Annotated in this window: 10 protein-coding genes; all 10 read right to left on the bottom strand. The window is 59.3% G+C overall.

What is annotated here, in order from left to right:
* Window positions 1-257: 257 nt before the first annotated feature.
* A complete protein-coding gene (locus ACZYUB_RS16285; protein ID WP_463949288.1) occupies window positions 258-998 on the bottom strand; it encodes a phosphoadenylyl-sulfate reductase in 741 nt (246 codons plus the stop codon).
* Entirely contained in the window at window positions 991-2,697 is a 1,707-nt protein-coding gene (cysI, locus tag ACZYUB_RS16280) for an assimilatory sulfite reductase (NADPH) hemoprotein subunit (RefSeq protein ID WP_463949287.1), read from the bottom strand. The genes ACZYUB_RS16285 and cysI overlap by 8 nt, the downstream gene beginning before the upstream one ends.
* Window positions 2,697-4,517: an assimilatory sulfite reductase (NADPH) flavoprotein subunit gene (locus ACZYUB_RS16275; RefSeq protein ID WP_463949286.1), complete on the bottom strand. Its 1,821-nt coding sequence runs from the start codon at window positions 4,515-4,517 to the stop codon at window positions 2,697-2,699. Before ACZYUB_RS16275 ends, cysI begins: the two co-directional genes overlap by 1 nt.
* Window positions 4,518-4,721: 204 nt before the next feature.
* Window positions 4,722-5,354, bottom strand: a complete 633-nt coding sequence (locus ACZYUB_RS16270; RefSeq protein WP_463949285.1) for a TIGR04219 family outer membrane beta-barrel protein — start codon at window positions 5,352-5,354, stop codon at window positions 4,722-4,724.
* A gap of 391 nt (window positions 5,355-5,745) precedes the next feature.
* Window positions 5,746-7,956 (bottom strand): catalase/peroxidase HPI, encoded by a 2,211-nt coding sequence (gene katG / locus ACZYUB_RS16265; RefSeq protein WP_463949284.1) that lies wholly within the window; start codon window positions 7,954-7,956, stop codon window positions 5,746-5,748.
* Window positions 7,957-8,163: 207 nt separating this feature from the next.
* Entirely contained in the window at window positions 8,164-8,661 is a 498-nt protein-coding gene (gene ilvN / locus ACZYUB_RS16260) for an acetolactate synthase small subunit (protein ID WP_463949283.1), read from the bottom strand.
* Window positions 8,661-10,379 (bottom strand): acetolactate synthase 3 large subunit, encoded by a 1,719-nt coding sequence (locus tag ACZYUB_RS16255; RefSeq protein WP_463949282.1) that lies wholly within the window; start codon window positions 10,377-10,379, stop codon window positions 8,661-8,663. The genes ilvN and ACZYUB_RS16255 overlap by 1 nt, the downstream gene beginning before the upstream one ends.
* Before the next feature lie 454 nt (window positions 10,380-10,833).
* Window positions 10,834-11,001, bottom strand: coding sequence for a hypothetical protein (locus ACZYUB_RS16250; protein WP_460883746.1), 168 nt, complete (start codon window positions 10,999-11,001; stop codon window positions 10,834-10,836).
* A 113-nt stretch (window positions 11,002-11,114) separates the two neighbouring features.
* The gene (locus ACZYUB_RS16245; protein ID WP_463949281.1) at window positions 11,115-12,212 is read right to left on the bottom strand and encodes an MJ1255/VC2487 family glycosyltransferase; all 1,098 of its coding nucleotides are present in this window, start codon (window positions 12,210-12,212) and stop codon (window positions 11,115-11,117) included.
* Window positions 12,213-12,223: 11 nt separating this feature from the next.
* The gene (locus tag ACZYUB_RS16240; protein ID WP_463949280.1) at window positions 12,224-12,718 is read right to left on the bottom strand and encodes a phosphatase PAP2 family protein; all 495 of its coding nucleotides are present in this window, start codon (window positions 12,716-12,718) and stop codon (window positions 12,224-12,226) included.
* Between the last annotated feature and the right edge of the window lie 357 nt (window positions 12,719-13,075).

Genomic DNA, 13,075 nt, shown 5'->3' with positions numbered 1-13,075 from the left:
TCCCCTTCGACAAGCTCAGGGCGAACGGTTGGTGTAGCCAGACAGGTACGAGCAACCCCCACCCCTGCCCTCCCCTTGAGAAAAGGGGAGGGAGCAAAGCCAAAGCCTCGCAAGCCCGGCAACGGGCTAACGTGAGCCAGCTGCGGGCCAACTCGGCCCACGCTGCCAAAGGCACAAACACCAAGGGCGCCCTCAGGCGCCCTTGGCAATTCCAGCGATGACAGAACTGTCATCACCCCAGCGATGACCAAAGGTCATCACCCTCCCTCATGCAGTCCGCATTCGCGCTTCAGGCCGAAGAAGCGGGTCTCTTCCTCGTTCATCCCCGGCTCCCACTTGGTGGTGGTATGGGTATCGCCGACCGAGAGGTAGCCCTGCTCCCACAGCGGGTGGTATGGCAGGTCGTGCTCCTTGAAGTAGTAGAAGACATCCTTGTTGCTCCAGTCGATCACCGGCAGGAACTTGAAGCGGCTGCGCTGGATGGCCAGCACCGGCAGGTTACCCCGGCTGCCGGATTGCTCGCGGCGCAGGCCGGAGAACCAGGTGCGGGCATTCAGCTCATCCAGGGCCCGGGCCATGGGCTCGACCTTGTTCAGCTGGTTGTAACGCTCAATCCCCTCGACGCCCTGCTCCCATAGCTTGCCAAAGCGCGCCTCTTGCCAGGCGGGCGAGAGATCGGCGCGATAGACCTTGAGATTGAGCCGCAAACGCTCGGTCAGTTGATCGATAAACTGGTAGGTCTCGGGGAACAGATAGCCGGTATCGGTCAGCACCACCGGGATATCCGGGCGCTCCTGAGTGACCAGGTGCAACATCAAAGCCGCCTGGATGCCGAAGCTGGAGGAGAGAATAAACTCCCCCGGCAGATGGGCCAGCGCCCAGCGCACCCGCTCCTGGGCGCTTAAGGCTTCGAGCTGGGCATTGGTGTCGGCCAGGGCCGCCACCTGCTGCTCTTTATCGAGGGCCAGCAGGCCCTCGAGATCCAAATCACTAGTCATAGAAATCCCTCGCCGAATCAATCACCGGACGGACGATACCGGCGCGGATCACGAAGTCGCCAAAGGCTTCACCGGCTTCGCGCTCGCGGGCCCAACGACCGACCAGGGTATCAATTTCGTCCAGGATCGCCTGCTCGGTGATGTTCTCGCGGTACATGCGCGGAATGCGGGTACCGGCCAGATTACCGCCGATGTGGAAGTTGTAACGCCCCGGCGCCTTGCCCACCAGACCGATCTCCGCCAGCATGGCGCGGCCGCAGCCATTCGGGCAGCCGGTGACGCGGAAGATGATGCTGTCATCCGGGATGCCGTGCTTGGCCAGCACCCCCTCAATCTGGGTGACAAATCCGGGCAGGAAACGCTCGGCTTCGGCCATGGCCAGCGGGCAGGTTGGCAGCGCCACACAGGCCATGGAGTCTTCGCGCTGCTTGGAGACCGGGGCCAGCAGACCATATTCGGTAGCCAGCGCCTCAATCTTCTTCTTGCTGCGCGCCGGAACCCCGGCAATGATCAGGTTCTGGTTCGCCGTCATACGGAAATCGCCCTTGTGCACCTTGGCAATCTCGGCCAGACCGGTCTTGATCGGCTTGCCCGGGAAATCCAGAATGCGGCCGTTTTCGATAAACAGCGTCAGGTGGTGCTTGCCATCGATGCCCTCGACCCAACCGAAGCGATCGCCACGGCTGGTAAATTCATACGGACGGCTATCAGCAAATTTCACACCGGCACGCTTCTCCACCTCGGCCTTGAAGGCTTCGACCCCGACCCGCTCCAGGGTGTACTTGGTCTTGGCATTCTTGCGATCGGTGCGATTGCCCCAATCCCGCTGGGTGGTGACCACAGCCGCCGCCACCGCTAGCGTGTGTTCTTTCGGGATAAAGCCAAAATCGTCGGCCTTGCGCGGGAAGGTGCCCTTCTCGCCGTGAGTCATGGCCAGGCCCCCGCCCACCAGCACGTTAAAGCCCACCAGCTTGCCGTTCTCGGCAATCGCCACGAAGTTGAGATCGTTGGCGTGCACGTCGATATCGTTGTGCGGCGGGATCACGACCGTGGTCTTGAACTTGCGCGGCAAGTAGGTAGAGCCGAGGATCGGCTCCTCATCCGGCCCCAGCTTCTCGCCATCCAGCCAGATCTCGGCATAGGCGCGGGTCTTGGGCAGCAGATGCTCGGAGATGGCCTTGGCCCACTCGTAGGCTTCGGCGTGCAGCTCGGATTCCACCGGGTTGCTGGTGCAGAGCACGTTGCGGTTCACATCGCCAGCGGTGGCAATCGAGTCGATGCCGTACTGGTTCAGGGTCTGGTGCATCAGCTTGATGTTGGGCTTCAAGACACCATGGAACTGGAAGGTCTGACGGGTGGTCAGGCGAATGCTGCCATACAGGGTGTGGTCACGGGCGAATTCGTCGATGGCCAGCCACTGGGTCGGGGTGATGATGCCGCCCGGCATACGGGCACGCAGCATGACGTTATGCAGCGGCTCGAGCTTTTGCTGGGCGCGCTCGGCACGGATATCGCGGTCATCCTGCTGGTACATGCCGTGGAAACGGATCAGCTGGAAGTTGTCGCCATTGAAACCACCGGTGAGCGGATCACGCAGATCCTGCTCTATGGTGCCGCGCAGAAAGTTGCTCTCGCGCTTCAAGCGCTCGTTATCAGCCAGAGGCCCTTCAACCGGGCCGGGAACAGTTTGGTAGCTCATCAGTAGACATCCCTCTGGTAGCGCTTGGCGCGACGCAATTCATTCAAATACTCTTCGGCCGCTTCGCGATCTTTGTTGCCGTGCTGGGCGATGACGTCGATCAGCGCCTCCTGCACATCGCGGGCCATGCGATTGCCATCGCCGCAGACATAGAAGTGGGCACCCTGCTCCAGCCATTGATACAGCTCGGCCCCCTGCTCGCGGATCCGATCCTGAACATAGATCTTGTGGGCCTGATCGCGGCTGAATGCCAGATCAATTTTGGTCAGCAGGCCGGATTTGACGTACTTCTGCCACTCCACCTGATAGAGGAAATCCTGGGTGAAATGCGGGTTGCCAAAGATCAGCCAGTTCTTGCCGCTGGCGCCATCGGCGTCGCGCTGCTGGATAAAGGCGCGGAACGGCGCTATGCCGGTGCCGGGACCGACCATGATCACCGGGGTATTGCCATCGGCGGGCAGGCGGAAGTTGTCGTTATGCTCGACAAACACCCGTACCGGAGCACCTTCGGCCAGACGATCGGCCAGGTACGACGAGGCGCCACCGGAGCGCAGCGTGCCATCGGCCTGCGGGTAACGCACCACGCCAACGGTCAGATGCACTTCCTCTTCCACCTCGGCCTGGGACGAGGCAATGGAGTAGAGGCGCGGCGTCAGCGGACGCAGCAGCTGGGTCAGCTGCTCGGCGCTCAGTGTGGTCGGGAAGCGGGTCAGCACATCCACCACCTGGGCCGAGGCAGCCAGTTGCTGGGTTTGTGCCTTGTCGGCGGCCAGCGCCAACAGCTCGGCGGCGTCGGATTGCTCGGCCAGTCCGGTGATAAAGCCGCTGTGCAGCCGGGTCAGCTCGAAGCGGGTGGTCAGAGCCTCGGCAAGACTCAGGCTTGCGCCTTCGACCGTCACCACTTCCTGACCGGTCAGGCCGGTGAGCGTGAGGATCTCGGTGACCAGGGCGGCGTCATTATCAAACCAGACGCCCAGGGCATCACCGGGTTGATAGTGGATGCCGGATTCTTCCAGGGAGATCTCGATATGGCGGATATCCTTAGTCGAGTCGCGGCCGGTGATCTTCTGATTGGTGGTCAGGGTGGCCAGATAAGGGTTGAACTTGTCGTATGGGCTATGGGCCGTCGCGACACCGGCCAGTGCAGGCGCGGCAGAGCCACCGCCCACCCCACCCAAGCTCGCCGCCAGGGCGGAAACCGCCTGTTCGGCCCACTCGGCGGCGGCGGCGCGGTAATCCACATCCAGATCGGCACGGGCGACGACGCGCTCGGCACCAGCCTTTTCCAGGAAGGCATCGAAATCCTTGCCCGACTGGCAGAAGAATTCATAGGAGGAGTCACCCAGACCCAGCACCGCGAATTTGAGGCCGTCGAGCTTGCCCAGCTTGCCGGCCTTGAGCTGACCATGGAGATCCACGGCGTTCTCCGGCGGTTCGCCCTCGCCCAGGGTGCTGGTGACCACGATGAGATGGGTCTCTTTTTTCAACTGCTTGGGCTTGAAATCGCTCATGCTGAGCAGTTGTACCTGCAGCCCCTTGCCGAGTGCCAGTGCTTTGATGGACTCGGCGACGCCCTTGGCATTACCGGTCTGGGAGCCATACAGAATGGTCAGGGTACCGGCGGGGACGCTGGCCGTCGCCACAGGGGCCACAGATGACGGGCTGGCCACGCCGAGGCTACCGCCCGCCTGTGCCAGACCAAATAGATAACCACTGGCCCAGACCAGCTCCGATGGGCTGAGTCCTGCGACCGCTTCGGCCAGCTTGCTCAGTTGTGGCAGCGGAAAAGCACCCGCTTGTTGTGGTTCCGTAGAATTCATGTCGCCGACTTCCTTTTGCTCAGATGCTACCAGCTTAAGGAGTGCGCATATTCTTCTCAAAGAACAAAACCGCATTTTTAATTCCATTTAGAAATAAAAAGCACAAACAGCCTGTGGTTTTGCTCCCGGCGACACCCGGTTTACTGGCGTGTGGAGACAACAAGGGCCGCAGAGCGGCCCATATCATCAGAGGTGTATTGCTGATTAGAAACGATATTCCGCGCCCGCAAACCAGCCATCGGTCCGCTGCGCCAGCTCGACACCATCAATGTTGGCATCCAGACGCACGTTACGATAGCCGCCGCGCAGATGGAAATTCGGCACAAACTCAACCGCCATCCCGACCCGGTAGTCGTGGGTGTGCTCACCATCCCATTGGGAGAAGCGGGCATCACTGAAGGCACTGACCGTGGTTCCCGGGATCTTGACCTCGGCTTGCAGGTAACCCAGGGGGCTGACCTCGCTGTAGCTATGACCGTAAATATCGCCATCCAGCTGACGCAGATCCAGACCGCCACCGATGCCGAACAGATCGTTATCAAACAGGCGGTAGTAGAGCGCCAGATCCCAGGCGGTCAGATCATTGTGCAAGCCAAAACCTGAACTGTCGTAGCTGGTGCGTTGCAGATTCGCATTCGGCAGCAACGGGATGCCATGACGAAAATCGGCCCAGAAGGTCCACAAGGATGGATCGTCATAGGCGGTGGTGGTGCCATCGATGCTACCGCTCGGAGTCGGATTCCAGTAGTCGGTACCCAGCGCCAGACTCAAGTCGGAAGCGTGGGCGGACGCCGACAACGCCAGGATGCCACACAGGCTCAGGGTCTTTAACTTCATAATGTATTCCTCGTCACACATTTCAAACCTCCGGCATTCTACCCCTGCCGGATCAAATGCCCAGCACTTTCCTCAGAAAGAGACAAATGAGGCCACACGCTCGGCCAAAACAGCACGAGATCCAAACAGCAGCCGCCGACTCAGCAGGGTTGTTGCGCGTATAAAAAAGGCTCTGTCCCAGTTAACTGTTGGGAGTAAAGAGGTATGGAGTCTGGACGATAAGCAGACCGTTGGCGGCAGGGACGCCGCCACCGAGCCAACAGGGATGTTTTCACGGCGCATCTGCGCTCGTCCGGACTCCAGACCATGCTGAGCCGGTGCTTTCAACAACGCACTGGGACAGAGCCATAAAAAAGCCGGCCCGCAGGCCGGCTATCCGCTTTAGATCCCATCAGTGCAGATCGAAGCGATCGGCGTTCATCACCTTGACCCAGGCGGCGACAAAATCGCGCACAAACTTCTCGCGGTTATCGTCCTGGGCATAGACCTCAGCATAGGCTCGCAGTATCGAATTGGAGCCAAACACCAGATCGACGCGGGTGGCGGTCCACTTCACCGCTCCGGTCGTCCGCTCGCAGATCTGGTAGAGGTTCTCGCCTGTCGGTTTCCAGCTGTACGCCATGTCGGTCAGATGGACGAAGAAGTCATTGCTCAATACGCCTGTCCGATCGGTGAAGACACCGTGGGCCGTGCCACCATGGTTGGTGCCGAGCACCCGCATGCCCCCCACCAGCACCGTCATCTCCCTGGCCGTCAACCCCAGCAGCTGAGTGCGATCCAGCAACATCTCCTCGGGTGTCACCGCATAGGGCTGCTTTTGCCAGTTGCGGTAACCATCGTGCAGCGGCTCCAGCACGGCAAATGACTCGACATCGGTCATCGCCGACTCGGCATCACCGCGTCCGGCTGCAAACGGCACCGTCAGCGTCACTCCGCCATCCCGCGCCGCCTGTTCGATGGCAGCACTGCCTGCCAGCACGATCAGATCCGCCAGGCTGACGGGCTTGCCAAACTCGGCCTGAATGCTCTCCAGTACTGCCAACACCTTCTGCAAACGCTGTGGCTCGTTACCGGCCCAATCCTTTTGCGGTGCCAGGCGAATACGTGCGCCATTGGCGCCGCCCCGATAGTCCGAACTACGGAAGGTGCGCGCGCTGTCCCAGGCGGTGCTGACCAGTTCGCCGACCGACAGACCGGATTGCAGGATGCGTTGCTTGAGCTGCGTGACTTCGGTCGCGGTCGGCAGGTAGTGGGCTGCCGGCACCGGATCTTGCCAAATCAGCTCTTCAGCCGGCACCTCGGCGCCCAGATAGCGGCTCTTGGGTCCCATGTCCCTGTGGGTCAGTTTGAACCAGGCCCGGGCAAAGGCATCGGCAAAGGCGGCCGGATCCTGATGGAAGCGGCGGGCAATCGGCTCGTAAATCGGGTCGAAACGCAGCGACAGATCGGCCGTGGTCATCATCGGCGGATACTTCTTGCTCGGATCATGGGCATCGGGGATCAGATGCTCAGGTTTGACGTTTTTCGGCGTCCACTGCTGGGCGCCCGACGGGCTCTTGGTAAGCTCCCAGTCGTAGCCGAACAGCATGTCGAAATAGCCATTGTCCCACTGGGTCGGATTGGGTTTCCAGGCCCCTTCGATGCCGCTGCTGGTGGTGTGCACGCCGACGCCACTGCCCAAACGGTTATGCCAGCCGAGGCCCTGCTCCTGCAGCTCGCCCGCTTCCGGCTCTGGCCCGACTAACGCCGGATCCCCGGCGCCATGGGCCTTACCGAAGGTATGGCCACCCGCCACCAGCGCCACGGTTTCCTCGTCGTTCATCGCCATACGGCCAAAGGTTTCGCGCACATCCAGCCCCGAGGCCACCGGATCCGGGTTGCCATCCGGCCCTTCCGGATTGACGTAAATCAGCCCCATCTGCACCGCCGCCAGCGGGTTTTCCAACTGCCGCTCGCCGCTGTAGCGGCTGTCCGGTTTGTCACTGGTCGCCAGCCACTCGCGCTCTGCCCCCCAATAGATATCTTTTTCCGGATGCCAGATATCCTGGCGCCCGCCGGCAAAGCCGAAGGTCTTGAAGCCCATCGACTCCAGCGCCACGTTCCCGGCCAGGATCATCAGATCCGCCCAGCTAATCTTGTTGCCGTACTGCTTCTTGATCGGCCACAGCAGACGGCGCGCCTTGTCGAGGTTGACGTTATCCGGCCAGCTGTTGAGCGGGGCAAAACGCTGACTGCCGGTGCCACCGCCGCCGCGGCCATCTGCGGTGCGGTAGGTGCCGGCGCTATGCCAGGCCATGCGAATCATCAGGCCACCGTAATGACCCCAGTCCGCGGGCCACCAGCTCTGGCTGTCGGTCATCAATTGCCGCAGATCCCGTTTCACGGCCGCCAGATCCAATGTCTTGAACGCCGCGGCGTAGTCAAAGTCCGGATCCATGGGATCCGTTTTGCGATCATGCTGATGCAGGATGTCCAGATTCAGGCTCTTGGGCCACCAGTCGGTGACGCTGGCGCCACTGCGGGTCTGGGCGCCATGCGCCGCGGGTGCACTGCCGTGCATGAAGGGACACTTGCCCGCCGGTGCCTTGTGATCATTTCCCATCTTGAACCCCTTTTATCTCGTCATTGTTGTCCTGGCTGCAACCGCACCCATCGGCAGCCGCTTCATCAATAGTTGACGAGGAAAGGGGATTAATCCAATCGATTAAAATGATTACTCAGATAGGGAAAACCATACATCCGCCCGCAAGAGGCGCAAAAAGCAGGACCCGCCGAAGCGGGTCCTGGATATTACAGTTACAGGTATTTGTCAGGCGTGCAGTGAGCGTTCACCACGGGCAATGCCGCAGACCCCGCTGCGCACCACTTCTACGATCTCGGTGGCCTGCTTCATGGTGCCGATAAAGGCATCCAGCTTCTCGCTGGTGCCAATCAGCTGCACCGTGTACAGCTCGGAGGTCACATCAACAATCTGACCGCGGAAAATCTCGGCCAGACGCTTCACCTCATCCCGGGAATCGGGGGTATTGGCCCGACTCTTGACCAGCATGATTTCCCGCTCGATATGGCTGCCTTCGGTGATGTCGGAGACCTTGAGCACGTCCACCAGCTTGTGCAGTTGCTTGGTGATCTGTTCAATCACCCGCTGATCACCCAGGGTCACTATGGTCATCCGCGACAGGGTTGGATCTTCAGTTGGCGCCACAGTCAGGGTTTCGATGTTGTAACCACGTTGGGAAAACAGACCGACCACACGACTCAGGGCACCGGATTCGTTTTCCAGTAAAACTGAAATTAAATGTCGCATCAGGTACGCTCCGTCTTGCTCAACCACATCTCATCCATGCCACCAAACTTGATCTGCATCGGATAGACATGCTCATCCGGATCAACGGCAATATCCATGAACACCAGACGATCTTTCAGCGAGAAGGCATAGGCCATCGCCTCATCCAGTTTGGCCGGGTCATCCACCTTGATGCCGACATGCCCATAGGCTTCCGCCAGCTTGACGAAGTCGGGCAGTGATTCCATGTAGGAGTGGCTATGACGGCCACCGTAGAACATCTTCTGCCACTGCTTCACCATGCCCAGCGCACGGTTGTTCATGGTGATGATCTTCACCGGCAAGCCATATTGCAGGCAGGTGGAGAGCTCCTGGATGTTCATCTGGATAGAACCATCTCCGGTCACACAGGCCACAATCCCATCCGGATGGGCAAACTGCACCCCCATGGCGGCAGGCAGGCCGAAGCCCATGGTGCCCAGACCACCGGAGTTGATCCACTGCCGGGGTTCGGCAAACGGATAGTAGAGCGCGGCAAACATCTGGTGCTGACCAACGTCGGAGGCGACATACGCCTTGCCGTCCGTCGCCTTGTACAGCGCTTCGATCACCTGTTGCGGCTTGATGATGCTGTTGCTCTTCTCGTAGGCCAAGCAACGCTTGGCACGCCAACCGTCGATCTGCTCCCACCAGTCCGCCAGGGCACCGTCGTCGATCTCCAGACCGAGTTCAGCGACCGCTTCGAGCATCTGATCCAGCACGGTATCCACAGCACCGACAATCGGCACATCGACCTGGATGGTCTTGGAGATCGAGGTCGGATCGATATCGACATGGATGATCTTGGCGTGCGGACAGAACTTGGCGACATTGTTGGTCACCCGATCGTCGAAGCGCGCACCAATCGCTACGATCAGATCGGCGTTGTGCATGGTGTTGTTGGCTTCGAAGGTGCCGTGCATCCCCAGCATGCCGACAAACTGGCTATGGGTGCCCGGGAACGCGCCCAGGCCCATCAGGGTACTGGTCACCGGCAAGCTGAACTGTTCGGCCAGACGGCGAACCTGCTCCTTGCCATTGGCCAGAACCGCGCCACCACCGACATACAATACCGGCTTCTTGGCCTCGGCCAGCATCTTCACAGCCCGTTTGATCTGTCCCTTATGCCCGGCTTTGCTCGGGTTATAAGAGCGCATGTTCACCGACTTGGGATACTCGTAGGGGAACTTCTCTTTCGGATTTTGCACATCCTTCGGCAGATCCACCACCACAGGGCCAGGACGGCCGGTCGCAGCAATGTAGAACGCCTTTTTGATCGCCAGCGGGATATCCGAGGCTTTCTTGCACAGGAAGCTGTGTTTCACGACCGGGCGGGAGATCCCGATCATATCCACTTCCTGGAATGCATCATCACCAATCAGGGTAGTCGGCACCTGCCCGGACAGGATCACCATCGGAATGGAATCCATATACGCCGTGGCAATCCCGGTAATACAGTTAGTGGCACCCGGACCCGAGGTCACCAGTGCAGCACCCACCTTGCCAGTCGAACGCGCATACCCATCTGCCATGTGGATAGCCGCCTGCTCGTGGCGCACCAGCACATGCTCAATTTTGCTGTTCTCGAAAAGGGCATCATAGATGTCGAGCACCGAACCGCCGGGATAGCCAAAAATGTGCTCTATCCCTTCGTCTTCCAGCGCACGAACTACCATTTCCGCGCCTGATAACATCTCCATGATTCAAGCCCTCCAGGCTTTACTCCGTTTACAGTGGTAAGGTCGGTAGGATTTCGTTCCCTTACGTCAATGTCATGGGACAGGTAAGGCTATGCTCAGTCCCCTGGTTGGGGCGACTCAGCATAACCTTTTGAATAGACGGGTTATTATTCGAACAAAACCCTGATACCGCATGAACATTGAAAATTGAACTTACCCCGCTTCAGGCAGCTTGTCCACGGATTTGCTGCCTCACAAATGTGCATCCCTGCCTCGTTTTCGCACAAGGAACCGAGAGCAAACCACTCCAGTAGCGCAATATTTCGATATGTAATAATAAAGCAGCTTATTTATCCAAAATTGAAAACATCTGCAGCCAGTCATCAAATCCAGTGGCATGCAGCGACTGAACCGCGGCCAAGAAAAACCCGATCCTGAGATCGGGTTCAAGTCACACGTTTTACCCTTAGCCAAATCATTCTGCGGCGACCTCTCCGGACTCCAGACCTTCATCTTGCCAGATCTGGTGCTCCTTGTCGGACTTCTCCACCAACTGAATGGACATGCCCATCTCCGCCAGTTCCTGAAGCGTGAGGCTATCGGCCAGATGGACCTCTTCCCCACGCTGATTCTTGAACATCATAGCGACCTCCTGCTGTATCCCCTTGGATCTGAATTAAGCCTAGCAGAGGCCGGGCGTTGCATAGCCACAAATCATGGCTCAGACATCAGATACGTCATATCAGATCCGCCATATCAAATACGTAATAACTGGCCACAGTGCAGGGTATCGCCCAGACCGAGCTCAGCAATCCGATCATAGGTTGCTTCGGGAAACACGACCCGGTTCCACAAACGTTCAATCAGTACCGATAAGGGCTCAACACCTCCGGCGGCCAACCAGCGCGCCAACGCATCGGCCACATCCGGATAGATAACCTGACCTGGACTCTCCCTGTCCAACCAGTCATGAACCGCCCCCGGATCCAGCGTCTCCATCACCTGGGCCAAGCCCAGCATCTCCAGCGTCAGCGCATTGGAGGCTTGTTCGAACTGCCCCTTCAACGGCTTGAGCAGCAGCTTCTTGCCCAGGGAGAGCGCTTCGGAGGCCAGCTCGAAGCCGCCGTTGGAGATCACCCCGCGGCAGCTGGCTAATGCCTGTTTGAAGGCTTCACGCCCCGGCGGATGAAACAGCAGATTGCCGGATAATTGGGATTCGTGAATGTCAGGGTGGAAGCAGACGAAGTTCACCGCCGAGTAGCGCCCCAATAATCCTTTAATGGCAGATATGGATTCAAACGGCAGGTAGACCAGCACAGAGTCTTGTTCCGGTTGCGGGGTCAGCGGATCGATAATCGGCGGCAAAATGGGGCAGCCAAAGTGAAACCAGTGCAGACCCAGCGCCTGATTGACCGGCGCATAGTGGCGCATCACCAGGCGGGATGCCCAATCCTCACCGCGACGCGGCACCGGATGGGCAAACGAGGCCTGATGGCTGATGCCGAGCACCGGTACCCCTTGCCGCCGCGCCGCCCAGGCGGTGATCGGCTCGAAATCACTGATCACCCGGTCATAACCCTCCAGCGACAACTGTTGGACATCCTGCCAAAAGCGCAGCGGATTATTCCGCGTACAGGTCTGCCACAGATCCAGCCCGCCATCCCGGGTGATAAAGGTCAGCCCTTGCCGCGTGCGGAAATCACCGAACGACTGCATATCGAAGTAATCATCGCGGGCTCGGCCACTCAGCAAATAATCCACCTCGACCCCGTGCCGATCCAGGGCTTGCGCCAGCGTCCGACAACGACTGATATGACCATTTCCTGTGCCCTGAACCCCGTACAATAGACGCATTACTCTTCCTTCTACAGCAGAACCAGGACGGCGCAACCGGTCCCCAGCAGGGCCCCGGCAATCAGATCCGTCAGATAGTGCACTCCCAGCAGCAAGCGGGAAGCGCCGATAAATGAAGCCCACACGAAGGCCCCGATCGCAGCGGCGGGATAGAAGGATGCGATGAGGCAGGCCATGACGAAGGCGGCGGCGGTATGACCGGAGGGCAAGCTGTAGCGATCCGAGGGACGGATAAACACCGGCAGACCGACCGGGCGCTCGCGCTTGATATAGTTTTTCAGCAGCAGATAGAGCGGCAGCTCGATGGCAAAGGCCAACAGCCCCAGCAGCAGGAACTCCTGTCCCCTCTCGCCGTCCAGCCATGCCAGTGTGAGCGCCAGTAGCAGATAGAGCGGCCCATCCCCGGTACGGGAGACCAGCCGACTGACGCGGGCTTGTACCCGGTTATAACCATGCAGCAGACAGAGCTGGCTGCAGCGTAGATCCAGACGTTTGACCTGATTCATCGCGAGTCCCTCCATGTGACCAGACAGTGGTAGCCGCGCCATCAGCATCATGGCGTTTTTCCCACCCCTGCAGGCCACCCTAGAGGCACTGGATGACAAAGAATTGACCAATTGATAACCGGATCATGACAGTGCAGCCCGCGGAAAATGCGGCACCAATCTCAGCGAAGAGTTGACAGTAGCCGGTGAAATCGGCTATTGGTATGGGCAGTTGCCAGAAGGAATATGACTAATTATGCGTTACACTCGCCCGCTACTACTACTAACCCTAATCGTGGAATCTCGCGCGGGTTAGTCTTGGCTGAGTGTCAGCAAAGCAAATTTCACACAAACCCGTGCGCTAGCACGGGTTTTTTA

The sequence above is a fragment of the Pseudaeromonas sp. HNCC25DJ182 genome, from assembly GCF_055413365.1.
The sequence above is the reverse complement of the archived record's forward strand: the minus strand, read 5'-3'. Positions and strand labels throughout refer to the sequence as shown.